The organism is Streptomyces sp. NPDC004031 (genome assembly GCF_053604375.1).
Window position 1 is genome coordinate 20,349 of record NZ_JBSGHL010000040.1, and the last position, 26,196, is coordinate 46,544.

General features: G+C 72.4%; 22 protein-coding genes. 10 read left to right on the plus strand and 12 right to left on the minus strand.

Translation table 11 applies throughout. The features are described 5' to 3' along the window. The first annotated feature begins 5 nt into the window (after nt 1–5). From ACWERV_RS24085 to ACWERV_RS24095, 3 genes are all read left to right on the plus strand, one after another. Entirely contained in the window at nt 6–647 is a 642-nt protein-coding gene (locus ACWERV_RS24085; RefSeq protein WP_452936472.1) for an HAD family hydrolase, read from the plus strand. 26 nt (nt 648–673) lie between these two features. After that, entirely contained in the window at nt 674–1,819 is a 1,146-nt protein-coding gene (locus ACWERV_RS24090) for a helix-turn-helix domain-containing protein (RefSeq protein WP_452936560.1), read from the plus strand. A gap of 494 nt (nt 1,820–2,313) precedes the next feature. Continuing rightward, nucleotides 2,314–2,664: an ATP-binding protein gene (locus tag ACWERV_RS24095; protein ID WP_452936475.1), complete on the plus strand. Its 351-nt coding sequence runs from the start codon at nt 2,314–2,316 to the stop codon at nt 2,662–2,664. A gap of 146 nt (nt 2,665–2,810) precedes the next feature. Here ACWERV_RS24095 and ppdK read toward each other — a convergent pair whose 3' ends face one another. Beyond that, entirely contained in the window at nt 2,811–5,522 is a 2,712-nt protein-coding gene (gene ppdK, locus ACWERV_RS24100) for a pyruvate, phosphate dikinase (protein ID WP_452936477.1), read from the minus strand. Nucleotides 5,523–5,965: 443 nt separating this feature from the next. Next, nucleotides 5,966–7,129, minus strand: coding sequence for a tRNA dihydrouridine synthase DusB (gene dusB, locus ACWERV_RS24105; RefSeq protein ID WP_452936480.1), 1,164 nt, complete (start codon nt 7,127–7,129; stop codon nt 5,966–5,968). Between the two features lie 169 nt (nt 7,130–7,298). On the opposite strand from dusB, the gene ACWERV_RS24110 reads away from it, so the two are divergent. Together ACWERV_RS24110 and ACWERV_RS24115 are read left to right on the plus strand one after the other, a co-directional pair. Then, nucleotides 7,299–8,690, plus strand: a complete 1,392-nt coding sequence (locus tag ACWERV_RS24110; RefSeq protein WP_452936563.1) for an MFS transporter — start codon at nt 7,299–7,301, stop codon at nt 8,688–8,690. Beyond that, a complete protein-coding gene (locus tag ACWERV_RS24115) occupies nt 8,687–9,223 on the plus strand; it encodes a MarR family winged helix-turn-helix transcriptional regulator (RefSeq protein WP_452936483.1) in 537 nt (178 codons plus the stop codon). Before ACWERV_RS24110 ends, ACWERV_RS24115 begins: the two co-directional genes overlap by 4 nt. 60 nt (nt 9,224–9,283) lie before the next feature. On the opposite strand, the gene ACWERV_RS24120 is transcribed toward ACWERV_RS24115, so the two are convergent. After that, nucleotides 9,284–9,886, minus strand: a complete 603-nt coding sequence (locus tag ACWERV_RS24120; RefSeq protein ID WP_452936486.1) for a TetR/AcrR family transcriptional regulator — start codon at nt 9,884–9,886, stop codon at nt 9,284–9,286. 9 nt (nt 9,887–9,895) lie between these two features. Continuing rightward, nucleotides 9,896–10,822 (minus strand): helix-turn-helix transcriptional regulator, encoded by a 927-nt coding sequence (locus ACWERV_RS24125; protein ID WP_452936488.1) that lies wholly within the window; start codon nt 10,820–10,822, stop codon nt 9,896–9,898. A 110-nt stretch (nt 10,823–10,932) separates the two neighbouring features. Here ACWERV_RS24125 and ACWERV_RS24130 point away from each other — a divergent pair, with 110 nt between their 5' ends. Continuing rightward, entirely contained in the window at nt 10,933–12,405 is a 1,473-nt protein-coding gene (locus tag ACWERV_RS24130) for an MFS transporter (protein ID WP_452936566.1), read from the plus strand. A gap of 170 nt (nt 12,406–12,575) precedes the next feature. On the opposite strand, the gene ACWERV_RS24135 is transcribed toward ACWERV_RS24130, so the two are convergent. Then, a complete protein-coding gene (locus ACWERV_RS24135) occupies nt 12,576–13,958 on the minus strand; it encodes a glycine--tRNA ligase (RefSeq protein WP_398181962.1) in 1,383 nt (460 codons plus the stop codon). 160 nt (nt 13,959–14,118) lie between these two features. Between ACWERV_RS24135 and ACWERV_RS24140 the strand changes: the two genes are divergently transcribed. The 4 genes from ACWERV_RS24140 to ACWERV_RS24155 are packed head-to-tail and all read left to right on the plus strand — an operon-like array spanning nt 14,119 to nt 17,174. Beyond that, nucleotides 14,119–15,114 (plus strand): metal ABC transporter substrate-binding protein, encoded by a 996-nt coding sequence (locus tag ACWERV_RS24140; protein ID WP_452936491.1) that lies wholly within the window; start codon nt 14,119–14,121, stop codon nt 15,112–15,114. Continuing rightward, on the plus strand, nt 15,111–15,878 hold the full coding sequence (locus ACWERV_RS24145) for a metal ABC transporter ATP-binding protein (RefSeq protein WP_452936494.1): 768 nt from the start codon (nt 15,111–15,113) through the stop codon (nt 15,876–15,878). Before ACWERV_RS24140 ends, ACWERV_RS24145 begins: the two co-directional genes overlap by 4 nt. Beyond that, complete coding sequence (locus ACWERV_RS24150) at nt 15,866–16,732, plus strand: metal ABC transporter permease (protein ID WP_398181952.1); 867 nt, start codon at nt 15,866–15,868, stop codon at nt 16,730–16,732. The genes ACWERV_RS24145 and ACWERV_RS24150 overlap by 13 nt, the downstream gene beginning before the upstream one ends. Before the next feature lie 10 nt (nt 16,733–16,742). Beyond that, entirely contained in the window at nt 16,743–17,174 is a 432-nt protein-coding gene (locus ACWERV_RS24155; RefSeq protein WP_452936498.1) for a Fur family transcriptional regulator, read from the plus strand. 15 nt (nt 17,175–17,189) lie between these two features. Here ACWERV_RS24155 and ACWERV_RS24160 read toward each other — a convergent pair whose 3' ends face one another. The 7 genes from ACWERV_RS24160 to leuA form a co-directional block, all read right to left on the minus strand. Beyond that, nucleotides 17,190–18,002, minus strand: a complete 813-nt coding sequence (locus ACWERV_RS24160; RefSeq protein ID WP_452936501.1) for an isoprenyl transferase — start codon at nt 18,000–18,002, stop codon at nt 17,190–17,192. A 13-nt stretch (nt 18,003–18,015) separates the two neighbouring features. Beyond that, entirely contained in the window at nt 18,016–18,810 is a 795-nt protein-coding gene (gene recO, locus ACWERV_RS24165; protein ID WP_398181944.1) for a DNA repair protein RecO, read from the minus strand. Nucleotides 18,811–18,881: 71 nt separating this feature from the next. After that, nucleotides 18,882–19,580 (minus strand): response regulator, encoded by a 699-nt coding sequence (locus ACWERV_RS24170; protein WP_398181941.1) that lies wholly within the window; start codon nt 19,578–19,580, stop codon nt 18,882–18,884. Beyond that, nucleotides 19,577–20,881 carry a sensor histidine kinase gene (locus ACWERV_RS24175; RefSeq protein ID WP_452936504.1) on the minus strand — a complete coding sequence of 435 codons (1,305 nt, stop codon included), beginning with the start codon at nt 20,879–20,881 and terminating at the stop codon, nt 19,577–19,579. Before ACWERV_RS24175 ends, ACWERV_RS24170 begins: the two co-directional genes overlap by 4 nt. Before the next feature lie 102 nt (nt 20,882–20,983). Then, nucleotides 20,984–23,152 carry an MMPL family transporter gene (locus ACWERV_RS24180; RefSeq protein ID WP_452936506.1) on the minus strand — a complete coding sequence of 723 codons (2,169 nt, stop codon included), beginning with the start codon at nt 23,150–23,152 and terminating at the stop codon, nt 20,984–20,986. A 167-nt stretch (nt 23,153–23,319) separates the two neighbouring features. Further along, nucleotides 23,320–24,024, minus strand: a complete 705-nt coding sequence (locus tag ACWERV_RS24185) for a TerB family tellurite resistance protein (RefSeq protein ID WP_452936568.1) — start codon at nt 24,022–24,024, stop codon at nt 23,320–23,322. Between the two features lie 279 nt (nt 24,025–24,303). Continuing rightward, nucleotides 24,304–26,067 carry a 2-isopropylmalate synthase gene (gene leuA, locus ACWERV_RS24190; protein ID WP_398181930.1) on the minus strand — a complete coding sequence of 588 codons (1,764 nt, stop codon included), beginning with the start codon at nt 26,065–26,067 and terminating at the stop codon, nt 24,304–24,306. Nucleotides 26,068–26,196 lie beyond the last annotated feature (129 nt).

Here is a 26,196-nt window from a genome sequence, read left to right on the forward strand (position 1 = left end):
CGCCGGTGATCACGACCATTGCCTTCGACGTCGGCGAGACACTGATCAGCGACACTTCCGTCTGGACCGGCTGGGCCCGATGGCTCGGCGTCCCGCCGCACACCGTGTCCGCCCTCGTCGGCGCGGTCGTCGCCGAGGGCCGAGACAATGCGGACGCGCTCCGGCTGATCCGCCCCGGCCTGGACGTTGCCGCTGAGCAGGCGGCCCGCGAAGCCGCCGGTGACGGTGAGCGGCTGGCCGAGTCCGACCTCTACCCGGATGTCCGCCCCGCCCTCGCCGCTCTCCGCGCGGTGGGCTTCCGGGTGGTGATCGCCGGCAACCAGACCGCCCGCGCCGCCGACCTGCTCCGTGCCCTCGACCTCCCCGCGGACATCGTCACGACCTCCGGCGAGTGGGGCGTCGCCAAGCCCGAGCCTGCCTTCTTCGCCCGCCTCGCCGCCGTGGCCGACACCGCTCCCGCCGAGATCGTCTATGTCGGCGACCACCCGGCCAACGACGTCTTTCCTGCCTCCGCCGCAGGCCTGCGCACAGCCCACCTCCGCCGCGGCCCTTGGGGCTACTTCTGGGCGGACGCTCCCGAGGTGGCAGCCGCCGCGGACTGGCGTGTCGACAGCCTCACGGAGCTGGTGTCCGTCATTCCGCACTGACCACCGAGCGCGACGCGGGGCTGCGGATCGCCGCCCGCCGCCGGGCCCGCGGGCTCACCCAGACCCAACTCGCCTCGGCCGCAAAGGTGTCGTACGCCATGGTGCGCGCCGTCGAACGTGGTGCGCGGACGCCGAGCGACGACGTGCTCGACGCTCTCGCCGCGGCCCTCGGGGTCGATCCGGCGCGACTGTCGGTGGATGCCGCGCGCACCGAAAGCCGCGTCCACCAGGCAATGCCCGTGCTGTCAGCGGCAATCGCCGACTACGACGTGCCTGCGGAAGGGCCGGTACGGTCGCTGCCTCGGCTGCGTGCGGCCGTCACGGAGGCGGTGCAGTGGCGTCTCGCCTCCCAGTACGTGCGCCTCGCTACCGAAATGCCCGCTCTCCTGCGGGAGTTGTCCCGAGCCCTGAAAACCGCGGACGGCCGGGAAAGGCCTGAGACCGCACGCCTGCTCGTCGCTGCGTACCGCGCGGCTGACGCGGTGGCGTACAAGAGCGGCCACCACGACCTGTCCGCGCGGCTGGTGGAACTCATGCGCTGGGCAGCACCGCAGACCGATTCCGAAATGACGTCGGCGGTCGTGGCCTACGTGCGGACCGAGACGTTCTTCGCCGCCCGCGCCCACCGGCAGGGCCTGGAAGCTCTGGAAACCGCCCTCGGCAGCTGTCCAGACACGGCCGATCGCACGGCAGCCGCGGTGCGTGCGGCCTTGCACATGCGTGCTGCCGTCGCCGCGAGCCGGGCCTCGGAGGCCGAGGTTGCCGCATCCCATCTGGCGTGGGCGCGCCGACTGGTGGAGCGAGTGCCGGAGGGTATCTACGAAGGAACCGCGGTAGGGCCGGACTCGCTGCGCATCCACGAGGTCAGCGTCGGCCTGAGCAACGGCGGTAGCGGGATCACCCGCGTACTGGCCATCGCGCAGCAGTGGATGCCGCCCGCGAGTATGCCCGGCGAACGTCGGTCAGGCTTCTACATCGAGGTGGCCCGCGCCCAGTTGTGGGCAGGGCAACGAACCGCCGCGTTCGACAGCCTGCGGTCCGCGCGCAGGATCGCACCTCAGCACACCCGGGAACACCCGTGGGCCCGAGAGGACACCCGTACGCTGCGGCGCTTGCAGCGTGCGCCGGATCCTGAACTCACCCGGTTCGCCGAGTGGATCGGCGCCGTGTGAACGCCAACTACTGCTACGCGGTGTAGCAGTTCGCGCCACTGTGGCACGCCACCATCCATGGGACCGGCCCCAGACCGGTGACCAGTGCCCGGAGTCGCGTGAGTGGTCCGGGCCCGGTGGCTCAGGCCAGTGAGAGGCGACGCCATGCACGACGGAACGGACATCCGCCCCGCCCACTCCCCGTGCCGCCGCCCCTTACGGCTGCTGCCGTGGCAGGGCTCCGAAGGGCGGCCCGCTCATCTGATCGGAGACAGTGGATACCTCTCCCGGCTGGCCGACGAGACCGAGGCCGTGCAACTCGGCTGTGCACGCGCCGTGTGGGATCTCGCCCCGTCGGTGCTGGACGACCCGGCCGCCGACCCGCAGGCGCTGCGCGCCGGCTCCACGAATCCCTCGGCGATCTCCTGCGGATGGCCACGCCCGCGGAGACGTACGCGGTTGCGGTGCCTCCGGCGTCGCCCTACGTACGACGGTGGACCCACGAACCCCGATCCGTGCCCGAGGCCCGACGCGACCTGCACCACGTCCTGGCCGCCTGGGGACTGGAGGACGTGGCGGACAGCGCGGAGGTCGTCCTCTGCGAACTGCTCACCAATTCCGTCCGCCACGCGGACGTCCCGGACGACTGCGAGATCGAGACCCGCTACGAACTGCTCCCGGACCGCTCCCTGCGGATCGAGGTCCACGACGCCGACGAGGCGCGTCCTTTTCCGCGATCTCCCGCCCCGGACGCGGAGCGGGGCCGCGGGCTCGCCCTGGTGGACGCCTTGACGGGCGGGCGGTGGGGGGCGGGTGAGCGCACCGGCGTGGGAAAGTGCGTATGGGCGGTCTGCTCCGCCCCCTGAGCCCCCCGGCAAGGGAAAAGCCGGGGACGGCACGTCCGCACGATGTGCCGTCCCCGGCGGGGTGGGCCGGGTGGTGGGTCACCGGTCGGTGAGGGTTGGCCCCCAGGGCGTGGGGCCGCCGGCGGTGGGCCCACGGGCCGGCCCGGTCAGGGGGTCAGGGTGGTGGCGCGGGCGGCCTCCAGGCGGGCGACGGGGATGCGGAAGGGGGAGCAGGAGACGTAGTCCAGGCCGACCTGGTGGAAGAAGTGGACGGACTCCGGGTCGCCGCCGTGTTCGCCGCAGATGCCGAGTTTGAGTCCGGGGCGGGTGGCCCGGCCCGCTTCGGCGGCGCTGCGGACGAGGGAGCCGACGCCGTCGCGGTCGATCGTCTCGAACGGGGAGACGCCGAAGATGCCCTTCTCCAGGTAGGCGGTGAAGAAGGACGCCTCGACGTCGTCGCGGGAGAAGCCCCACACGGTCTGGGTGAGGTCGTTGGTGCCGAAGGAGAAGAACTCCGCGGCCTCGGCGATCTGTCCGGCGGTCAGGGCGGCGCGCGGCAGCTCGATCATCGTGCCGATGGCGAGTTTGAGCCGCGTGCCGGTGGCCGCCTCGACCTCGGCGATGACGTGGTCGGCCTCCTCGCGGACGATCTCCAGCTCCTGCACCGTGCCGACCAGCGGGATCATGACCTCGGCGCGCGGGTCGCCCTTGGCGGCCTTGCGGTGCGCGACGGCCTCCGCGATGGCCCGCACCTGCATCGCGAACAGGCCCGGGATGACGAGCCCGAGGCGTACCCCGCGCAGGCCCAGCATCGGGTTCTGCTCGTGCAGTTTGTGGACGGCCTGGAGCAGCCGCAGGTCGTTCTCGTTGGCGTCCTTGCGGGATTCGGCGAGGGCGACGCGTACCGACAACTCGGTGATGTCGGGCAGGAATTCGTGCAGCGGCGGATCCAGCAGCCGTACGGTGACGGGCAGTCCGTCCATCGCCTCGAACAGCTCGATGAAGTCGGCCTTCTGGAGCGGCAGCAGGGAGGCCAGTGCCTCGTCGCGTTCGGCGTCGGTGTCGGCGAGCACCAACCGCTCGACCATTTCCCGGCGTTCGCCGAGGAACATGTGCTCGGTGCGGCACAGCCCGATGCCCTGCGCCCCGAACCGCCGGGCCCGCGAGGCGTCCTCGGCGTTGTCGGCGTTGGCCCGCACCTGGAGCTTACGGATCCGGTCGGCGTACGCCATGATCCGGTGCACCGCCTGCACCAGCCCGTCGGCCTCGTCGGCCCCGGCGTGCATGCGGCCCTCGAAGTACTCGACGACCGGCGACGGCACGACGGGCACCTCGCCGAGGTAGACCTTGCCGGACGAGCCGTCGATCGAGATGAGGTCGCCCTCCTCTATCACCACACCGCCCGGCGCGGTCAGCCGCCGCCGCTTGGTGTCGACCTCCAGCTCCTCCGCGCCGCACACGCACGTCTTGCCCATGCCGCGCGCGACCACGGCCGCGTGCGAGGTCTTGCCGCCGCGGGAGGTGAGGATGCCCTCGGCGGCGATCATGCCGTTGAGGTCGTCCGGGTTGGTCTCCCGGCGGATGAGGATGACCTGCTCACCCGAGCGGGACCACTTCACGGCGGTGTAGGAGTCGAAGACGGCCTTGCCGACCGCCGCGCCCGGCGAGGCCGCGATGCCCCAGCCGATCCGCCGCACGTCCCCGCTGTCGGCGACCTCGCCGTCGAACTGCGGGAACATCAGCTGCGCCAACTGCCCGCCGGTGACCCGGCGCAGTGCCTCCGCCTCGTCGATGACGCCCTGGTCGACGAGCTGTGTCGCGATCCGGAAGGCGGCCGCGGCCGTCCGCTTGCCGACCCGGGTCTGGAGCATCCACAACTGCCCGCGCTCGATGGTGAACTCGATGTCGCACAGGTCCTTGTAGTGCTCCTCCAGCGTCTGCATGATCGCCATCAGCCGGTCGTACGACGTCTTGTCGATCGTCTCCAGCTGGGCGAGCGGCACGGTGTTGCGGATGCCGGCGACGACGTCCTCGCCCTGCGCGTTCTGCAGGTAGTCGCCGTACGTGCCCTGCGCGCCGCTGGCCGGGTCGCGGGTGAAGGCCACGCCGGTGCCGGAGTCAGGGCCGAGGTTGCCGAACACCATGGAGCAGACGGTCACGGCGGTGCCCAGGTCGCCGGGGATGCGCTCCTGGCGGCGGTAGAGCTTGGCCCGCTCGCCGTTCCAGGACGCGAACACCGCGCGGACGGCGAGGTCCATCTGCTCGCGCGGGTTCTGCGGGAAGTCCCGGCCGGTCTCCTGCTTCACGATGTGCTGGAAGTCGGCGACGAGCTGCCGCAGGTCGGCGGCGTCCAGGTCGAGGTCGCTGGCCGCGCCCTTCGCGCGCTTGGCCGCGTCGAGCGCCTCCTCGAACAGCTCGCCGTCCACGTCCATGACGGTCTTGCCGAACATCTGCACCAGGCGGCGGTAGGAGTCCCACGCGAAGCGCTCGTTGTCGGCCTGGGCGGCCAGGCCCGCGACGGACGCGTCCGACAGCCCGATGTTGAGGACGGTGTCCATCATCCCGGGCATCGAGAACTTGGCCCCGGAGCGGACCGACACCAGCAGCGGGTCGTCGGCCTGGCCGAGCTTCTTGCCCATCCGCTGCTCCAGCGCGTCGAGGTGCGCACTCACCTCGTCGCGCAGCGCGGACGGCTCCGCGCCGGACTCCAGATAGACCCGGCACGCCTCGGTGGTGATCGTGAACCCGGGAGGGACCGGGAGCCCGAGGTTGGTCATCTCGGCGAGGTTCGCACCTTTCCCGCCGAGCAGGTCCTTGAGGTCCTTGTTGCCCTCGGTGAAGTCGTAGACGAATTTCTGCTGCTTCTGCCGTGCCGACACTGGGCCTCGACTCCTCGCAACGGGTTGCCCTGACGGCGGGGAGCGTACCCATCTCGAAGGCTCCGCAGTGCGTCCATCCGTACGACACACGGGTGTAAACCCCCGTCTGCGTTCACATCGAAAGTCCTCGCCGCTTCGGCGGGGCTTCACCCCGCGTTCACAACCCGAAGCCACCGCTCCGCTGCGCGAGCCGCTCGCGGGCCGCGGTGGCTGAGGGTGACGGTTGGCGTGACTCTCTGCACGATTGCCGGGGGGTCGGCAGGCTCACCATTCGAGAGGTGATGCGCTCACCTGGGCGCTCGTTTGAGCGCGAACACTCGTCTTGTGAGCGGAATCACCCTCGCGGGTCTCACTGTTCGGACCCGCGGAACACGCCCCGGGGCACGCGCACAGGTGCCCCCACGCGGCCCCAGAAACGCTCGCTCAGCGGCGCAGCCGTACACTCAGCCGCCCGAGGTGGAGGATTCCGCGTCCTCGGAGAGGGCGTCGCACGTGAAGGGGTCGTCCAGCCACCCGTCGGGGAGGACCACGCGCTTGCCGGGGGCCGTACGGCCGCGCGGGCCGTCCGCGCCCGCGGGCCAGGGCTGGTCGAGGTCGAGGCCCGCGAACTGCTCGTCCATCTCCGCCAGCGAGGACGCGGAGGCGAGGGCACGGCGGGCGTCGGAGCCCACCGCGAAGCCCTTGGTGTACCAGGGCACGTGCTTGCGGAAGTCGATGACACCGCGGGCCTCGTCGCCGAGCCACTGGCCGAGCAGTTCGGCGTGCCGCCGCATGACGGCGGCGACCTGGGCGAAGCCGAAGGCGGCGGGCGGCGCGTCCGGTGTCTCGAAGGCGGCGACGAGGTCGCCGAAGAGCCAGGGGCGGCCGAGGCAGCCGCGGCCGACGACGACGCCGTCGCAGCCGGTGGCCCGCATCATCCGCAGCGCGTCCTCCGCGCACCAGATGTCGCCGTTGCCGAGCACCGGGATCTCGGGCACGTGCTCCTTGAGGCGCGCGATGGCGTCCCAGTCGGCGGTGCCGCCGTAGTGCTGCGCGGCGGTGCGGCCGTGCAGGGCGACCGCGGTGACGCCCTCCTCGACGGCGATCCGCCCGGCGTCGAGGTAGGTGAGGTGGTCGTCGTCGATGCCCTTGCGCATCTTGATGGTGACGGGCAGCTCCCCGGCGTTGCCGACGGCCTCGCGCAGGATGGCCCGCAGCAGCGGGCGCTTGTACGGGAGCGCGGAGCCGCCGCCCTTGCGGGTGACCTTGGGGACGGGGCAGCCGAAGTTGAGGTCGATGTGGTCGGCGAGGTCCTCGTCGACGATCATCCGCACGGCCTTGCCGACGGTCGCCGGATCGACGCCGTAGAGCTGGATGGAGCGCGGTGTCTCCGTCGCGTCGAAGTGGATGAGCTGCATCGTCTTGTCGTTGCGCTCGACCAGCGCGCGGGTGGTGATCATCTCGCTGACGAACAGGCCCTTGCCGCCGCTGGACTCCCGGCACAGCGTGCGGAAGGGCGCGTTGGTGATACCGGCCATGGGCGCGAGCACGACGGGCGGCCACACGGTGTGCGGGCCGATCCGCAGGGCACCGGGCGCGGCCGGGGCGAGGGTGGTGTCAGCGGTCATGGGGTCCATTGTCCCGTACCCGGCGGGCACACCTGCCCGGAATGGTTGTACAGTGATAACGATTACGTTCATACAATCATTGGATCCTCCATCCATGCCGGACCCCACCGCACCCGAACACACCGCGTCCCGCACGGCCGCGCCCGAGACCGACACGGCCCGCCGCCGCATGCTCATCCTGGCGATCTGCTGCATGAGCCTGCTGATCGTCAGCCTCGACAACACGATCCTGAACGTCGCGCTGCCGTCGCTGCAACGGGACTTCCACTCCTCCGTCTCCGGCCTGCAGTGGACGATCGACGCGTATCTGCTGGTCATCGCCTCCCTGCTGCTGCTGTCGGGATCGACGGCCGACCGCGTCGGACGGCGGCGGATCTTCCAGACCGGGCTCGCGGTCTTCACCGCCGGATCGCTGCTGTGCAGCCTCGCGCCCAGCCTCGGCTGGCTCATCGTCTTCCGGATGGTGCAGGCGGTGGGCGGCTCGATGCTCAACCCGGTCGCGATGTCGATCATCACCAACACCTTCCACGAGCCGCGCGAACGGGCCCGCGCGATCGGTGTGTGGGGCGGCGTCGTCGGCATCTCGATGGCGGCCGGGCCGATCGTGGGCGGCGCGCTCGTGCAGTCGGTCGGCTGGCGGGCGATCTTCTGGATCAACGTGCCGATCGGGCTCGCCGCGCTCGTGCTGACCGCCCGCTTCGTGCCCGAGTCGCGCGCGCCGCGCGCCCGCCGGATCGACCCGGTCGGGCAGCTGCTGGTGGTCGCGCTGCTGGGCACCCTGACGTACGGGATCATCGAGGGCTCCGGCGCGGGCTGGACGTCCCCGGAGATCCTGACCTGCTTCGTCGTCGCGGCCGCCGCGGCGGTGGCGCTCGCCCGGTACGAGTCCCGGCGCGACGACCCGCTCATCGACACCCGCTTCTTCCGCAGCGTGCCCTTCAGCGGGGCGACCGTCATCGCGGTGTGCGGCTTCGCCGCGCTCGGCGGCTTCCTCTTCCTCAACACGCTCTACCTGCAGAACACCCGCGGGCTGTCCGCGCTCGACGCGGGCCTGTACATGCTGCCGATGGCCGCGATGGCGCTGGTCTTCGCGCCGCTGTCGGGCCGCCTCGTCGGCTCGCGCGGGCCGCGCGTCCCGCTCGTGCTCGCGGGCGTGGCGATGACGGCGAGCGGCGTGCTCTTCGCGGGCTTCGACGCCCAGTCCACGAACGCGCTGCTCTTCCCCGCCTACGTGCTCTTCGGCATCGGCTTCGGCTTCGTCAACGCCCCGATCACCAACACGGCGGTGTCCGGTATGCCGCGGTCGCAGGCGGGCGTGGCGGCGGCGGTCGCCTCGACGAGCCGGCAGGTGGGGCAGTCGCTCGGCGTCGCGGTGCTGGGCGCGGCGCTGGCCGCCGGGCTGCACCAGGGGGCGTGGTGGATCATCACCGGTTGTGGTGCGGCGGTGCTCGTGCTCGGTACGCTCACGACCGGTCGCTGGGCCAGGCGCACGGCGGACCGTACGGCAGGGCTGCTCATCGCCCCCGAGACGGCGGACAACCGGATGGCGGTGAAGGCGTGACCAGCGCGACGACGGCACGGCACAAGGCGGATCCCCCGGCGGACCCGGTGCCGGAGCACGGCCCGGAGCACACCCCGGGGCGGGCCCCGGGACAGGGCGCGGAGCAGACCGCGGCCGAACGGGCGTGGGGCAACCTGCGCTCGCTCGTGCTGGAGCACAACGAGCGCCGCAAGGAGGTCGCCGAGGCCCTCGGCATGAGCTTCTTCCGCGTCAAGGCGCTGCGCCGGATCGCCAAGCACGCCGAGCAGCCCTACCGGATGAGCGAGCTGGCCGCCGAACTGGCCTGCGACCGCCCCTATCTGACGCTCGTGGTGGACGACCTGGAGGAGCGCGGCCTCGTCCGGCGCACCCCGCACCCGGACGACCGCCGCGCCAAGATCGTCTCGGCCACCCCGGCGGGCCTCGCGACGGCCGCCCGCGCCAACGCGATCCTCGGCACCCCTCCCCCGGCGCTGCTCGCCCTCCCGCCGGAGGACCTCGCGGCCCTGGACCGGATCACCGCCGACCTGGCCGCCTTCCCGCAGCAGAGCTGACGCGGCGCCCGGCCGTCACTCCCCCCGGCCGTCACTCCCCGGCCGTCCCCCCCCCGTCCGTCACTCCCGTACGGCGCGGATCGCCGCGTCCAGCAGCTCGCCGAGGTCGCCCGTGCCGCCGTCGCCCGACCAGCGGGTCACGGCGACGTCCAGGCAGCCGAGGACCGCGGTCGTGACGGCGGCGGCGCGCAGTTCGCGGTCGGCGGCCGGGCCCTCCGGGAGGCGGGACAGCACACCGGGCTCCAGCAACTCGCGCCAGCAGGCGTGCTTCTGGAGGCGGGCCGCGCGCAGCGACGGGGTGCTCGCGAACATCCGGGCGCGGGCCAGCGCGCCCTCCTTGTCGTGGGCCATGGCCGCGAGCAGCACGTCCATCGCGCCGCGCAGCGACTCCCACGGCCCCTCCCCCGCGGGCCGCTCGGCGAGCGCGCCGGCGAGCACCGCGCCGGACTCCTGCATGCTGCCGACGACCATGTCCTCCTTGGTCGCGAAGTAGCGGAAGACGCTGCGCGCCGACATGCCGACCTGGGCGGCGATCTGCTCGACCGTCGTCTCCTCGAAGCCCTGGGCGAGGAAGAGCTCCATCGCCCGCTCGGCGATCTGGGCGCGTACCGTCGCGCGGGTCAGCTCACGCAGGCCGGAGGCGGTGGCGCGGGTGGGGGTCATGGGGCGATGTTAGACCGCGGCGGGGGCGCCGTCGGCGGTCACGAGGCGCAGAAGCCGGTCCAGTCGCTCGCGGGTCTGCGGGTCCGCCGGGGCGTAGACGGTCATCCGCGGGCCGTCCTGCGGGCCGAGCCACAGGTGGCTGAAGTCGAAGGCGAGCAGGCCCACCTCGGGGTTGAGGTAGCGCTTGACGTGGGTGCCCGGACGCAGCACGTCGTGCCGCTCCCAGGCCTGGCGGAATTCCGCCGAGTTCTGCTGGAGCCGCCGCAGCAGCTCCTTCCAGCCGGGCTCACCGATGTGCTGGGCCATCGACGTACGGAACTTGCCCGCCATCAGCCGGGTGTTCTCCTCCCGGTCCAGCATGCGCTCGCGCCACAGCGGGTGGGTGAAGGCCAGCCACATGATGTTGCGGTCCTCGGCGGGCAGCACGTCCAGGTCGGTCACCAGCCGCCCGTACGTGCGGTTGTACGCGAGGATGTCGAAGCGGCTGTTGAAGACCGCGGCGGGCAGCGGCTCCAGCTGGTCGAGCATCGCGCGCATCGCCGGGGACATCCCCGGGCCGTCCAGGTGCGGGTGCGGGTCGGTGACACCGGCCAGCGTGAACAGGTGGCTGCGCTCACCGGCGTCGAGCATCAGCGCGCGGGCGATGGCGTCCGCGACCTGACCCGACATCCGGATGTCGCGGGCCTGCTCCAACCACGTGTACCAGGTGACCCCGACCTCGGCGAGCTGCGCGACCTCCTCGCGGCGCAGCCCCGGGGTGCGCCGCCGGCGCCCCGGCGGCAGGCCGACCTGCTCGGGCGCGATGCGTTCGCGGCGGCTGCGCAGGAAGTGCGCCAGCTCCCGCCGCCGGCTCCGCCCGGACTCCGCGTCCGGCGCGGCGCCGGAGACGGCGTCGGGTACGTGCGCGGTGGGCGTGGGCGCCGGGGTCGTGGTCATGGGTCCAGCGTGCCGGACGCGGCAGCCGGTTGCCAGGTGGTCGGTATACCTGGATAAACGCTCTCTGGTACCCCCCTGAGCGGAGGTCCAGTGTGAAGGACGTGACCGATATGAACAAGGCCCTCACGTCCCGGGCCGAGGTGCTGCCCCGCGTGACCCGCATCGCGGCACCCGCCCCCGTACCCGCCGCGCCGCCCGCGGCACCCGTGCTGAGCGCGCTCGGCCTGCTGACCGTGCTGCTCGGCGCCGCTCTCCCCATGGTCGACTTCTTCATCGTCAACGTGGCCCTCCCCACCATCGACCGCGATCTGGCCGCGGGACCCGCGGTGCTGGAGATGGTGGTGGCTGGGTACGGCGTCGCGTACGCCGTGCTGCTCGTGCTCGGCGGCCGGCTGGGCGACATGTTCGGCCGCCGCACCCTCTTCCTGTGGGGCCTCGGCCTCTTCGCCGCGGCCTCGCTCGCCTGCGGCCTCGCCCCCACCGCGTGGACGCTGGTGGCCGCCCGTATCGCGCAGGGCGCGGCCTCCGCGCTGCTGCTGCCGCAGGCGCTCGCCACCATCCAGGCCGCCACGTCCGGCAGCAGCCGCGGCCGCGCGCTCAGCTACTACGGCGCCACCGCGGGCATCGCGAGCGTCGTCGGGCAGGTGCTCGGCGGGGTGCTGGTCTCCGCGGACCTCGCCGGGACCGGCTGGCGCTCGATCTTCCTCGTCAACGTGCCCATCGCGGCGGTCGCGCTGGCGCTCGCCTGGAAGGCCGTGCCCGAGACGCGCGCGGCCGACCCCGCGCGGGTGGACCGGCCCGGCACCGTGCTGCTCGCCGTGACGCTCGTCGCCCTGCTGCTGCCGCTCACCGAGGGCCGCGCGGCGGGCTGGCCGCTGTGGTCATGGGTGCTGCTGGGCGTCTCACCGTTCGCGGGCGCGGCCTTCGTCGCCGTCGAACGCCGCGGGGAGCGGACCGGCGGCGACCCGCTGCTGCCGCCGTCGCTGCTGCGGATCCACAGCGTACGCAGCGGGCTGCTGCTCATCCTGCCGCTGTGCGTCGGCTTCGGCGGCTTCATGTTCGTGCTCGCCGTGGCCATGCAGGACGGGCTGCGCTTCGGAGCGCTCGCGGCGGGCGCCGCTCTCGCGCCGCTGTCCGCCGCGTTCTTCGCGGCCTCGCTGCTGGGCCCGCGGGTCGTCGCCCGCTTCGGCCGGCTCACCGTCACCGGCGGCTCCGTCCTCCAGGCCGCGGGCCTGCTCACCCTGACCGGGACCTTCTTCTGGGGCTGGCCGCACCTGGGCGTGTGGGCCCTCGCCCCGGGCATGGCGCTGACCGGCTTCGGGCAGGGCTTCCTGCTGCCGGTGGTCTTCCGCATCGTCCTGAGCGAGGTGCCCGCGGCGCGGGCGGGAGTGGGCGGCGGCGCGATGGCCACGACCCAGCAGGCCAGCCTCGCGCTGGGCGTCGCCACACTGGGCACGCTGTTCCTGACGCTGAGCACGTCGGTGGGCGTCCGCGACGCCCTGGTCTGGACCCTCCTGACCCAGCTCGCCGCGGTGGCCGCGCAGATCGCCCTGAGCTTCAGGCTGCCGCGTACGGTCGCCTGAGGGGGTGCCGCTTCCCGCCGCCGGGCGAGTGCGCGTCTCGTCGTGGCTGGTCGCGCAGTTCCCCGCGCCCCTGATGGCCTGCCCTCTGCACGCAGGGTGAGCGATTTCAATCCCGGCGCGGGCACGCGCCGGCGGGGCGGAGGGAGTCCCCCACCCCGCCGGGAGGCGGCTCAGCAGCCGAGGAGGCGCACCGCGAGGTAGGACTCGACCTGGTCGAGGGACACCCGCTCCTGCGTCATCGTGTCGCGCTCGCGCACGGTCACCGCGTTGTCCTCAAGGGTGTCGAAGTCCACCGTGACGCAGAACGGCGTGCCGATCTCGTCCTGGCGGCGGTAGCGGCGGCCGATCGCGCCCGCGTCGTCGAACTCGATGTTCCAGTTCTTCCGCAGCGCAGCCGCCAGGCCCTTCGCCTTCGGGGACAGCTCGGCGTTGCGGGACAGCGGCAGCACCGCGACCTTGACCGGGGCGAGCCGCGGGTCCAGGCGCATGACGGTGCGCTTCTCCATGGCGCCCTTCGCGTTGGGCGCCTCGTCCTCGTTGTACGCGTCGAGCATGAAGGCCAGCATCGCGCGGTTCACGCCCGCCGCCGGCTCGATGACGTACGGGTACCAGCGCTCGTTGGCCTCCTGGTCGAAGTACAGGAGGTCCTGGCCGGAGCCCTTGGAGTGCGCGGCGAGGTCGAAGTCGGTGCGGTTGGCGACACCCTCCAGCTCGCTGAACTCCTGGCCGCCGAAGTTGAAGCGGTACTCGATGTCGGCGGTGCGCTTGGAGTAGTGGGAGAGCTTCTCCTTGGGGTGCTCCAGCCAGCGCATGTTGTCCTCACGCAGACCGAGGCCCGTGTACCAGTTCCAGCGCTCCTGCATCCAGTACTCGTGCCACTTCTCGTCCTCGCCGGGCTTGACGAAGAACTCCATCTCCATCTGCTCGAACTCGCGGGTGCGGAAGATGAAGTTGCCGGGCGTGATCTCGTTGCGGAAGGACTTGCCCATCTGCGCGATGCCGAACGGCGGCTTCTTGCGCGAGGCGATCTGCACCTGGGCGAAGTTGACGAAGATGCCCTGCGCGGTCTCGGGGCGCAGGTAGGCGAGCGAGCCGGCGTCCTGCGTCGGGCCGAGGTGCGTCTGGAGCATGCCGGAGAACTGCTTGGGCTCGGTGAAGGCGCCCTTGGTGCCGCAGTGCGGGCAGTTGATGTCGGCGAGGCCGTTCGCGGGGAGCTTGCCGTGCTTGGCCTCGTAAGCCTCCTCCAGGTGGTCGGCGCGGAAGCGCTTGTGGCAGGAGGTGCACTCGGTGAGCGGGTCGGAGAAGGTGGCGACATGGCCGGAGGCGACCCACACCTCGGGGGCGAGGATCACCGAGGAGTCGATGCCCACCACGTCCTCGCGCGAGGTGACCATCGCCCGCCACCACTGGCGCTTGATGTTCTCCTTCAGCTCGACGCCCAGCGGCCCGTAGTCCCAGGCGGCCTTCGAGCCGCCGTAGATCTCGCTGCTCGGGAATACGAAGCCACGGCGCTTGCTCAGGCTGACGATGGTGTCGATCTTGTCGGCGGCCACGGTGCTCTCTTCAGTGCGACGAAGGGGTCAGTTGCCCCAGATTACCGGCGGGGACGGGGCGCTTATCAAATCCGTCGGTCGGCCTGCAAGGACAGGCCCGGGGCGGTACCGTCCGCGACGCAATTGACAATCGTTTCCACCTGAGATGAAAATGACTGTCATGAACACCAGTCGCCGGGTGATCCCCGCTGCCGCGCTCGCCGCCGTCGCCGTCCTCACCGTGCCCGCCCTGACCGCCTGCTCCGACTCCTCCGACACGTCCGGCTCCGGCGGCGACGACCCGAAGAGCGGCGGAAAGCTCCAGGTCACCGCGTCGTTCTACCCGCTGGAATTCCTCGCCGAGCGCATCGGCGGCTCCTACGTCCACGTCACGGACCTGACCAAGCCCGGCGTCGAACCGCACGATCTGGAGCTGGCGCCGAAGCAGATAGCGGCGCTGACCAAGGCCGATGTGATCATCTCGCTGCACGGCCTCCAGCCCGCCGTGGACGACGCGGTCGCGCAGTCCGGGGTCAAGCACACCGTCGACGCCGCGAAGCTCACCACGCTGGAGGACCACGGCACCGAGGTCGACGGCCGCCACCACACCACCGGCGACAACGGCACCGGCGGCGAGAGCGACGAGGACGCGGGCTCCGACCCCCACATATGGCTGGACCCGGTGCGTTACGCCGAGGTCGCCAAGGGCGTCGGCAAGGCCCTGGAGGCGGCCGACCCCGCGCACGCGGCCGCGTACGGGAAGAACACCGACACGCTCGTCACGCAGCTCGGCGCGCTGGACACCGCCTTCCGGGACGGGTTGAAGAACCGTTCCACCGATACGTTCGTCACCACCCACGCCGCCTTCGGCTACCTCGCCGAGCGCTACGGCCTGGTCGAGGAGGCCATCAACGGCATCGACCCCGAGTCCGAGCCGAGCGCAGCCCGGCTGAAGGCCCTGCACGACCTGGCCGGGCGCGACCACGTCACCACCGTCTTCTTCGAGACGCTGGTCAGCGACAAGACCGCGAAGACCGTCGCGGGCGACCTGCACCTGCGCACCGACGTGCTCGACCCGATCGAGGGCATCACGGACGCGTCCCGCGGCAAGGACTACTTCGCCGTCCAGCACAGCAACCTCGCCGCCCTCCAGCAGGCGCTGGGCGTCCACAAGTGAGCGGCCCGGTCCCGGTCCTGAGCCTGCGCGGCGCCCACGCCGAACTGGGCGGCCGCGAGGTGCTGCACGGCATCGACCTCGCGGTGGGGCCCGGCGAGGTCGTGGCGCTGCTGGGCGCGAACGGCTCGGGCAAGTCCACCGCCGTACGCGCCGCGGTCGGCCGGGTGCGGCTGACCGCGGGCGCGTGGGAGCTGTTCGGCACACCGGGCGCCCGCTTCCGGCAGTGGTCCCGGCTCGGCTACGTACCGCAGCGCACGACCGCCGCCTCCGGGGTGCCCGCGACCGTACGGGAGGTCGTCGCCTCCGGGCGGCTGGCCCGTACCGGGCTGCGCCCGCCGCGCCGGGCCGACCGCGCGGCCGTCACCCGCGCGCTGGAGCTGGTCGGGCTCGCCGACCGGGCCCGGGAGAGCGTCGAGGCGCTGTCCGGCGGCCAGCACCAGCGGGTGCTGATCGCCCGCGCGCTGGCCGGGGAGCCCGAACTGCTCGTCATGGACGAGCCGATGGCGGGCGTGGACCTGGCCGCGCAGGACGTGCTGGCCGACACCGTCCGCACGCAGGCCGCGGCCGGTACGTCCGTGCTGCTCGTGCTGCACGAGCTGGGGCCGCTCGAACCGCTCATCGACCGCGCGGTGCTGCTGCGCGACGGCCGCGTGGCGCACACCGGCCCGCCGCGCGAGCTGACGCTGCCCGCCCAGACCGTGCACCCGCACGCCGACCCGGCGACCGCTCCGGTGAAGGGACCGCTGGACCCATGGACCTCCTGAACTACGCCTTCATGCAGCGCGCGCTGCTGGCCGCGCTGCTGGTCGGGATGACCGCGCCCGCCGTCGGCGTCTTCCTGGTACAGCGGCGGCAGGCGATCATGGGCGACGGCATCGGCCATGTCGCGCTCACCGGTGTCGCGCTGGGCTTCCTGCTCCAGGTCAGCCCGGTGTGGACGGCCGTCGCCGTCTCGGTGGCCGGCTCCGTCGCGATGGAGCTGATCCGCTCGTACGGCAAGGCGCGCGGCGACCTGGCGCTCGCGATGCTCTTCTACGGCGGCATGGCCGGCGGCGTGATGATCATCTACCTGGCGCCCAACGGCTCCAACGCCAACCTCGCCACCTATCTCTTCGGCTCCATCAGCACGGTCTCCCCGCAGGACATCCCGCCGATGATCGCGCTCGCCGCGTTCGTGCTGCTCGTGGTGGTGGCGCTGCGGCGGCAGCTGTTCGCCGTGTGCCAGGACGAGGAGTTCGCGTACGTCGGCGGGCTGCCGGTGCGCGCGCTCAACCTGCTGCTCGCGGTGACCGCCGCCGTCACCGTCACCGTCGCCATGCGGGCGGTGGGGCTGCTGCTGGTCAGCGCGCTCATGGTCATCCCGGTCGCCGCAGCCCAGCAGGTCACCCGGGGCTTCGCGTGGACCCTCGCGGTGTCCGTGGTGATCGGCGTCACGGTCGCGCTGTCCGGCACGGTCTTCTCCTACTACGCGGACGTGCCGCCCGGCTCCAGCATCGTGCTCGCCGCCCTGGCCCTCTTCCTGCTCTTCGCCGCCGCGGGCTCTCCCGCGCTCCGGCGGCTCGGCCGGATGCGCCGGGGCTGGCACAATGGGGGCGTCGGGACGCGTACGCCGTCATGAGGAGGCACCGGTGACCACCACGAAGCAGTCCGCCCCCGCCGGCGCTCCCCCGGTCGCCGGGCGCGCGACGCGCCAGCGGGCGGCCGTCGCGGCGGCACTCGACGAGGTCGACGAATTCCGCAGCGCGCAGGACCTGCACGACATCCTCAAGCACCGCGGCGCCTCGGTGGGCCTCACCACGGTCTACCGCACCCTGCAGTCTCTCGCCGACGCGGGCGAGATCGACGTCCTCCGTACGGGTGAGGGTGAGTCCGTCTACCGCCGCTGCTCGGGCGGCGGCCACCACCACCACCTCGTCTGCCGCACCTGCGGCAAGGCGGTCGAGGTCGAGGGCCCCGCGGTCGAGAAGTGGGCGGAGGCGGTGGCCTCCGACCACGGCTTCGTGGACGTGGCCCACACGGTCGAGATCTTCGGCACCTGCAAGGACTGCGCCGCGGGGTGAGCGCCTTCCGCGGCGCTACCCGCGGGCCTCGTTCGGGAGGGCACCGCCGAAGCGCCGGTCGCGGGAAGCGAATTCGTGGCAGGCCCGCCACAGGTCGCGGCGGTCGAAGTCGGGCCACAGGACGTCCTGGAAGACCATCTCCGCGTAGCTGCTCTGCCAGATGAGGTAGTTGGACGTGCGCATCTCGCCGCTCGGGCGGAGGAAGAGGTCGACGTCCGGCATGTCCGGGTAGTACAGGTACTTCGCGAAGGTCTTCTCGTTGACCTTGCCCGGGTCGAGCTTGCCCGCGGCGACATCGCGGGCGATGGCCTGCGCCGCGTCGGCGATCTCCGCGCGGCCGCCGTAGTTGAGGCAGAAGTACAGCGTCATCGCGTCGTTGCCGACGGTCTGCTCCTGCGCGACCTGGAGCTCCTGGACGACGGACTTCCACATGCGCGGCATGCGGCCGGCCCAGCGGATGCGGATGCCCATCTCGTTCATCTCGTCGCGGCGGCGGCGGATGACGTCGCGGTTGAAGTTCATCAGGAAGCGCACCTCGTCGGGCGAGCGCTTCCAGTTCTCGGTGGAGAAGGCGTAGAGCGAGAGGTTCTTGACGCCCATCTCCAGGCAGCCCTTGAGCACCTCCAGGACGACGCCCTCGCCGACCTTGTGGCCCTCGGTGCGGGGCAGGCCGCGCTCCTTGGCCCAGCGGCCGTTGCCGTCCATGACGATCGCGACGTGCTTGGGCACCAGCTCCGCGGGGAGCTTCGGCGGCCTGGCGCCGGAGGGGTGCGGGTCGGGAGTGCGGTAGGAGGACCGGTTCCGGGCCAGAATCCCGCGACGTGCCATGCTCGTGCTTCTCCTACATCTCGGCCGGCGCGGCGGCCTTGCCGGTGTTCTCGGACTTGTCGTTCTTCTCGACGAACCGCAGGGAGCGCAGGCCGCGCTCCAGGTGCCACTGGAGATACGCCGCGACCAGCCCGCTGCCCTCACGGCAGTGCCGCGGCTCGCAGGCGTCGGCGGTCTCCCAGTCGCCGCCGAGCAGCGCGCCGAGGAGTTCCAGCGACTCCCGCGAGGGTACGACGCTTCCCGGAACGCGGCACTCCCCGCAGACCACACCGCCCGCGCCGACGGCGAAGAAACGGTTTGGCCCGGCCATGCCGCACTTGGCGCAGTCGTCGAAGCTGGGGGCGTAGCCGTTGACGGCGAGGGAGCGCAGCAGGAAGGCGTCGAGGACGAGCCGGGCGTCGTGGTCCCCGGCGGCGAGCGTGCGCAGGGCGCCGACCAGCAGCAGATACTGCTGCACCGCGGGCTCGCCCTCGTGGTCGGTGAAGCGCTCGGCGGTCTCCAGCATGGCGCTGCCGGCGGTGTAGCGCTCGTAGTCGGCGACGATGGGGCCACCGTACGGGGCGATGGTCTCGCTCTGTGTGCACAGCGGCAGCCCGCGGCCGACGAGGTCGCCGCCGCGTGCGAAGAACTGCACGTCGACATGGCTGAAGGGCTCCAGCCGGGCGCCGAACTTGGACTTCGTGCGGCGCACCCCGCGGGCGACCGCGCGCACCCGGCCGTGCCGGCGGGTCAGCAGCGTGATGATCCGGTCCGCCTCACCCAGTTTCTGGGTGCGCAGCACGATGCCGTCGTCGCGGAACAGACTCATGCGGCCCATTCTCGCCTACGCCGCGACCGCCGCGGGCCGTCTCCCGGGGTTGGTCCGCGCCACCGCCCGGCTCAGCGTTCGGCGCCCGGGGCGACCAGGCCGGACTCGTACGCGGCGATGACCAGTTGGGCCCGGTCGCGGGCGCCCAGCTTGCCCATGATGCGGCTCACATGCGTCTTGGCGGTGAGCGGGCTGAGGCCCAGCGCCTCACCGGCCTCGGTGTTGTTCAGGCCACGGGCGACGAGGGTGAGCACCTCGCGCTCCCGGTCGGACAGCCCGGCGAGCCGTCCGGCGGCGGGGGCGGGCACCGGGACGGGCGGGCGGTCGGGCAGCCGCAGCACCCGGGCGATGAGCCGGGCGGTGGGACCGGGCGACAGCAGCGCGTCACCGGCGGCGACGGTACGGATCGCGTCCAGCAGCTCGGCCGGCCGGGTGTCCTTGACCATGAAGCCGGACGCGCCCGCGCGCAGCGCCGCCACCACGTGATCGTCGTCGTCGTAGGTGGTCAGCACCAGGATGCGCACCCCGGCGAGGTCGTCGTCGGCGGCGATCCGGCGGGTGGCCTCGATACCGTCCATGACCGGCATGCGGATGTCCATGACGATGACGTCGGCGCGCGAGGTGCGGGCCGCCGCGACGGCCTCGGCACCGTTGGCCGCCTCGCCGACCACCTCCATGTCGCGCGCCGACTCGACGAGCATCGCGAAGGCCGCCCGCACCAGCGTCTGGTCGTCGGCGAGCAGCACCCGGATCGGTTCGGGGGTGGTCATCTGGGCTCTCCCTGGAGGTGGTCGGTGCCGGGTTCGGCGGCGGGTCCGGGAATCCCGCCGGTCTCCTCGCCCGGCGCGGACGCGGTGCACGGCAGCACCGCGAGGACGGCGTAGCCCGGGGCGCCGTCGGTCCGCGGGCCCGCCGTGAAGGTGCCGCCGACGCTGCGGGCCCGCTCGCGCATGCCCACCAGCCCGAAGCCCTCGGGCCGCCCGGCCTCGGGCGGCTTGACCGGCTCGGGCCCGTCGTCCTCGACGGACACCCGCAGCGCCTCGCCCTGGCGCACCACGCTCACCCGCACCACCGGCGAGAGCGCGCCGGAGTGGCGTACGGCGTTGGTCAGCGACTCCTGCACGATCCGGTACGCCGCCGCGCCCACTCCGGGCGGTACCGGCTGGGGCTTGGTGTCGAGGTCCAGCTCGACCTTGGCGCCTGCGGCCTCGGCCGCCCGGGTCAGGGCCGGTATGCCTTCGAGGTCCGGCAGCGGGCCGTCGCTGTCGGCCCGCAGCACCTTCAGCGTCGTCCGCAGCTCGGCGCGCGCCTCCCGGCAGGTGTCGGCGATGGCGTCGAGCGCGCCCGCCACCGCGGTGCGGTCCAGCCGCTCGGGGTCGGCGACCAGGATGTGCGCGGCCACGGACGTCTGCACCCCGATGAGGGTGATGCTGTGCGCGAGCAGGTCGTGCAGGTCCCGCGCGATCCGCAGCCGCTCCTCGGCGACCCGGCGGGCCGCCTCCTCCTCGCGGGTGCGCTCGGCCCGGTCGGCGCGCTCCTTGATCGCGGCGATGTACGTTCGGTGCATCCGGACGACCTCGCCGACCACCGCGACCGCCACTATCCAGCCCGCGCCCTGGAGCATCGCGGTGCCCGCGGTGGGCTTGCCGATCGTCGTCATCACGGTGGCCATCAGCCCGAAGACGGTCGGCACCGCGAGGAACGTCCGCAGCGGGGGCCCTGCGACCGCCACGGAGTACAGCGCGACGACGCTGGACAGCAGCGGGGCTTCCTGGATGTTCTCCAGGTAGTGGTAGGGCGCGACCACCACGAGCATGCCGAGCAGGCACCACATCGGGGCGCGGCGCCGCCAGGTGAGCACGGCGGCGCTGGACGCGAGCAGGAGCCAGCCGAGGGCGTCGGGGCGGTGGCTGCGGGGGGCCTCCGGCAGGGCGAGGGCGATGGCGGCCTGGACGGCGAGGACCACGACCACCAGCGCGATGTCCCGGCCCGACACGTCGGGCGGCTTCGCCGCGGCGTGCGGCTCCGCCGCTTTGGGGGACCTCACGCTGAGGTCGAGGCTCTTGAGCACGGCTCCATCTTCCGGGATGAGGTGCCCCCGCGGGGGCGGGCTTGGTGGAGGCCGCGGCTGCGCCCCTGAAAACGGGTGCCCCCCGGGCGCAGCCGCGAGCTTCTACCGTTTGCCCGGCGGTGTCGGGGACGGGTACCAGACGCGGTTGCCCAGCAAGGTGGTGGCCGCGGGGACGAGGTAGGGGCGGACGACGAACGTGTCGAGGAGGACGCCGAGGGCGATGACGAGGCCCATCTCGACCATCATCACCAGCGGCAGGGACGCCAGGACCGTGAACGTCGCCGCGAGGACGATGCCCGCGGAGGCGATGACACCGCCCGTGGTGTCGAGCGCGGCGACCGCCGCTTCCTTCGGGTCGGCCCCGGCGCGGGCTTCCTCGCGCATGCGGTGCATGAGGAAGATGCCGTAGTCGACGCCGAGTGCCACCAGGAAGACGAAGCTCAGCAGCGGCAGACCGGGGTCGATGCCGTGGAAGCCCAGCAGGGGGCCGAAGATGAGGCCGCCGATGCCGAGGGCGGCGGCCCAGACGAGCACCATCGCGGCGGTGAGCAGCAGCGGGGCGACGAGGCTGCGCAGCAGGGCGGTGAGGAGCAGGAAGACCGCGGCGAGGACGAGCGGGATGACGAGGTCGCGGTCGCGCGAGGACGTCGTCGCGGTGTCCATGGTCTGGGCGCTGGCGCCGCCGACGAGGCCGTGGTCCGCTGCGGTGGCGGCCCGCAGCCGTTTGATCGTGGCCTTCTCGGCGGCGGTGTCGGGTGCGGCTGTGGCGTAGACGTTGATCTCCGTCCAGCCGCTGCCGGTGCGCCCGGTGGACGCGCTCGCGACGCCGTCGGTGGCCGCGGCGGCGGCCTTGGCGGTGGCGGCCTTCGCGGTGGGGACGACGACGGTGATGGCCTGGGCGCTGTGTCCGGGGAAGGCGCGTTGCAGGGTGTGGTCGGCGGAGACGGATTCGGGGGTGCTGGTGAAGGTGTCGTCCTGGTGGAGGGCGCCGGGGAGGTTGCCGATGCCGAGGGCGAGCGCGCCGACGGCGAGGGTGGAGGCGGCGAGGACGGCGACCGGGCGGCGGGTGACGAAGAGGCCGATGCGCCGGTAGACGCCGCGGCGGGAGCGGGTGGCGCTGCCGTATGCCGGGATGAGGGGCCAGAAGACGCGGCGGCCGAGCAGGACGAGCACGGCGGGCAGCAGGGTCGTCATGGCGGCGAGGGAGCAGACGATGCCGACGGCTCCGACGGGTCCGAGGCCGCGGCTGCTGTTGAGGTCGGCGGCCAGCAGGCAGAGCAGTCCGGCGACGACGGTGGCGGCGGAGGTGAGGACGGCGGGGCCGACGCCGCGCAGGGCGGCGCGCATCGCCGCGTACGGTTCGGGTTCGCGGCGCAGTTCCTCCCGGTAGCGGGAGATGAGCAGCAGGGCGTAGTCGGTGCCCGCGCCGAAGATGAGCACGGTCATGACGGACGAGCTCATGTCGGTGACGGTCAGTCCGAAGGCCTTGACCAGGCCGTAGACGAGGGCCATCGAGGTGCCGGCGGCGACGCCGACGACGCCGAGCGGCACGAGCCACAGGAAGGGGCTGCGGTAGGTGAGGATGAGCAGCAGGGCGACGATCCCGGCGGTGGTGAAGAGCAGGGTGCCGTCGATGCTGGCGAAGACCTCCTTGGCGTCGCCCTGGGCGGCGCCGGGTCCGCCGACGTCGAGGGTGAGGCCGGCGGGGCGGTCGGCGGCGAGCCGGTCCCGTACCTCCTTGACCACGTCCTCGGGCTTGCCGGCGCTCTCGGCGAGGGAGACGGGCACCATGAGCGTGCGGCCGTCGGCGGAGGTGACGGGTGCCGGGGTGGGGGCGGCGAGCGGGTAGGCGCGGCCCAGTTCGGCGGCCTGGCGTGCGGCGGTCGCCCGGTCGGCGGCGGTGAGGCCTGCGGCGCGGTCGTAGACGAGTACGAGGTCGGTGGCGCTGCCGCCGGCCATCCGCTGCTGGATCTTGGCGACCTGGGTGGACTGGGCGCTCGCGGGCAGGTAGTCGACGGCCTCGTCGTGTTTGACGCCGTTGAGTTTGCCCGCGAAGACACCGGCCACGGCGAGCACGACGATCCACAGCCCGATCACGGCCCACGGCAGCCCCCGCCGCCCCGTGGACCTTCTCGCGCCGCCCGGTCGGGGCGGGCCCGCGTCGGCGGCTGACCGCAGCTGGGCGGTCGCCGTCCCGCCGCCGGGCGCGGGGCCCTGCGCGCTCGTGCGGTGTTCGCTGTTTTCTGCGCTGTGACGATCCGTGGCCCTCATCGGGGCCTCCCCTCCGACGTGCACTGGCTGACCACACCAGCGTCCCGTCACGGGGAGCGCGGATCATCGGGCTGAGGAGTGAAGTGGGTGTTACTCCCTGCGACGACCGCGGGGGGCTGTTACTCCCCGCGGAGTAGACGCGGGGAGGTAGCTGACGCCCGTGGGTGTCAGCCCGTGGTCGCAGCCGCGGCCAGCAGGCGGTCGATGTCGTCGCGGTTCAGCGACAGGCAGCGGCCGACGGCCTCCAGGACCTCGCGCTCGGCGGGCAGGTAGGGCCCGTCGGCGAGGGCGATGTGGGCGCCCTGGAGCAGCACCCGCTCGCGGCCGAGGTCGTCGAGGTGGTCGGAGAGCGGTTCGAGCGCCTCGTGCAGCTCGATGGACAGCCAGCTGCCGCAGCCGTCGATGGGCTGGTCGGCGAAGGAGTAGTGGCCGAGTTCCTGCGAGGTGCCGTAGCGGCCCTCGTCGGCGACGATCGCGGCGAGCAGGCCGAGCAGCTGGTCCTCGGTGCAGTCGCTGAATCCGGCCGCGCGCACCGCGCCGACGGCGGCCTCGCGGGCCGGGCGTCCGCCGGTGCCGCCCGCGGTGAGGACGGCGAGCGCGACGGTGTGGACGGCGTCGCGCAGCATCGCGGAGAAGCGGGTGGTGGTGGGGGTGAGCAGCGCGGCGGAGTCGTAGTGGCGGTGGCAGGCGGAGCACTCGATGACGGAGCCCGCGCTGCCGCGGCTGAGCAGCGGCACGCTGAGGACGGTCAGGCGGCGGGTGCCGGTTCTGCGGTGGTAGCTGCGGTCGCCCCCGCAGTCGGGGCAGAAGAACTCACCGTCGTCCTCGGTGTGCCAGGACGTGCGCACACCCCAGATCATCAGCCCCAGCATCTTCACGCTGCACCCTCCGGCCCGTCCTCGTCCCGGTACGCACTCGCATCGCCCGCATCGGCCCGGCGTGCGCTGCATCATGCGCTGCGTGCGCGGTGAAGCCCCGGCGACGGTGCCGTACGCCGTGATGTTAGCCACATCAGTGAGGCGCAGTCAGTACCGCGTACGGGGGCAATTCCCCACCGCCCCCGTACGCGTAGGACGTTTCATGCCGTTTTACCCGGTTGGTGAACGGGTGCGGAACGGGTGCGGCACGGGTGTCGAACGGGCCTGCCGAGGTCAGCGGCCGGCGCGGTTGACCGCCGAGACGACGGCGCTGAGCGCGGCCCGCGTGGTGTTGGCGTCGATGCCGATGCCCCACAGGACGCGGCCGCCGATGGCGCACTCGATGTAGGAGGCGGCCTGCGCGGAGGCACCCTCGCTCATGGTGTGCTCGCTGTAGTCCAGCAGCCGGGCGTCCACGCCGATCTTGCCCAGGGCGTCGAAGAAGGCGGAGATCGGGCCGTTGCCGTTGCCGCTCAGCACGGTCGGCTCGCCGTCCACGACGGCTTCCACCGTAAGAGCGTCCGTGCCGTCGCTCGAAGTTGACGCCTGCGCCGAGCGCAGCGTGATGCGACCCCAGGCGTTGTCCTGCGTGGGCAGGTACTCGTCGCGGAAGACGGACCAGATCTGCTCGGGCGTGACCTCGCCGCCCTCGGCGTCGGTCTTGGCCTGGATGATCTTCGAGAACTCGATCTGCATACGGCGCGGCAGGTCCAGCTTGTGCCCGTTCTTCAGCACATAGGCGACGCCGCCCTTGCCGGACTGCGAGTTGACGCGGATGACGGCCTCGTAGGAGCGGCCGACGTCCTTGGGGTCGATGGGCAGGTACGGGACCTCCCACGTGATGTCGTCCACGGTCTTCCCGGCGGCGGCAGCGGTGGCCTCCATCGCCTCGAAGCCCTTCTTGATGGCGTCCTGGTGGGAGCCGGAGAAGGAGGTGTAGACCAGGTCGCCCGCGTAGGGGTGGCGCGGGTGGACCTCCATCTGGTTGCAGTACTCGGCGGTGCGGCGGACCTCGTCGATCTGCGAGAAGTCGATCTGCGGGTCGACGCCCTGGCTGAAGAGGTTCATGCCCAGCGTGACCAGGTCGACGTTGCCGGTGCGCTCGCCCTGGCCGAACAGGCAGCCCTCGATGCGGTCGGCGCCCGCCATCAGAGCCAGCTCGGCGGCGGCGACGGCGGTGCCGCGGTCGTTGTGCGGGTGCACGGACAGGCATACGTACTCGCGCCGCGACAGGTTGCGGGACATCCACTCGAAGCGGTCGGCGTGCGTGGAGGGCGTGGAGCGCTCGACGGTCGCGGGCAGGTTGAGGATGATCTCGCGGCCGGGCTCGGGCTGCCAGACGTCCATGACGCCCTCGCAGACCTCCAGGGCGAAGTCCAGCTCGGTGTCGGTGAAGATCTCCGGGCTGTACTGGTAGCCGAAGACCGTCTCGTCGGTCAGCAGCTTGTCGGCGTACTCCATGACCAGCCGGGTGCCGTCCACCGCGATCTGCCGGACCTGCTCGCGGCTGCCGCGGAAGACGACACGGCGGAAGACCGGGGCGGTGGCGTTGTAGAGGTGCACGGTGGCGCGCGGGGCGCCGCGCAGGGCCTCGACGGTGCGCTCGATCAGCTCCTCGCGGGCCTGGGTCAGGACGGAGATCGTCACGTCCTCGGGGATCGCGCCCTGCTCGATGATGGAGCGCACGAAGTCGAAGTCGGTCGCGCCGGAGGCCGGGAAGCCGACCTCGATCTCCTTGTAGCCCATGCGGACCAGCAGGTCGAACATCTCGCGCTTGCGGGTGGGCGACATGGGGTCGATCAGGGCCTGGTTGCCGTCCCGCAGGTCGGTCGACAGCCAGCGCGGGGCCTTCGTGATGCGCGCGTCCGGCCAGGTGCGGTCGGGCAGGTCCACCTGCTCGTAGCGGCCGTACTTGTGGATCGGCATCCCGCTGGGCCGCTGGGTGACGGTGGCGGCGGTGATGGGCGTGGGCTTGCCGACACGCTGGGGGGTGCTCATGGGTCCTGATCTCCTCGGGGTCCGCTTCGAGAACGGCCGACGGCTGGGAAACGCCGAACTCCGCGGGGAGGGGGTCGGCCTACGACTACAGGCCCTCGCCGCGGCAGCTAAGGAGAAGCAGCCCGAAAC

Coding starts and splice junctions, on each gene's coding strand:
- ACWERV_RS24110 (WP_452936563.1), top strand. CDS start 7,299: ATGCTCATCCTGGCGATCTGCTGCATGAGCCTGCTGATCGTCAGCCTC.
- ACWERV_RS24180 (WP_452936506.1), bottom strand. CDS start 23,152: ATGAGGGCCACGGATCGTCACAGCGCAGAAAACAGCGAACACCGCACG.
- ACWERV_RS24125 (WP_452936488.1), bottom strand. CDS start 10,822: ATGACCACGACCCCGGCGCCCACGCCCACCGCGCACGTACCCGACGCC.
- ACWERV_RS24140 (WP_452936491.1), top strand. CDS start 14,119: ATGAACACCAGTCGCCGGGTGATCCCCGCTGCCGCGCTCGCCGCCGTC.
- ACWERV_RS24160 (WP_452936501.1), bottom strand. CDS start 18,002: ATGGCACGTCGCGGGATTCTGGCCCGGAACCGGTCCTCCTACCGCACT.
- ACWERV_RS24120 (WP_452936486.1), bottom strand. CDS start 9,886: ATGACCCCCACCCGCGCCACCGCCTCCGGCCTGCGTGAGCTGACCCGC.
- leuA (WP_398181930.1), bottom strand. CDS start 26,067: ATGAGCACCCCCCAGCGTGTCGGCAAGCCCACGCCCATCACCGCCGCC.
- ACWERV_RS24170 (WP_398181941.1), bottom strand. CDS start 19,580: ATGACCACCCCCGAACCGATCCGGGTGCTGCTCGCCGACGACCAGACG.
- ACWERV_RS24130 (WP_452936566.1), top strand. CDS start 10,933: ATGAACAAGGCCCTCACGTCCCGGGCCGAGGTGCTGCCCCGCGTGACC.
- ACWERV_RS24185 (WP_452936568.1), bottom strand. CDS start 24,024: ATGCTGGGGCTGATGATCTGGGGTGTGCGCACGTCCTGGCACACCGAG.
- ACWERV_RS24150 (WP_398181952.1), top strand. CDS start 15,866: ATGGACCTCCTGAACTACGCCTTCATGCAGCGCGCGCTGCTGGCCGCG.
- dusB (WP_452936480.1), bottom strand. CDS start 7,129: ATGACCGCTGACACCACCCTCGCCCCGGCCGCGCCCGGTGCCCTGCGG.
- recO (WP_398181944.1), bottom strand. CDS start 18,810: ATGAGTCTGTTCCGCGACGACGGCATCGTGCTGCGCACCCAGAAACTG.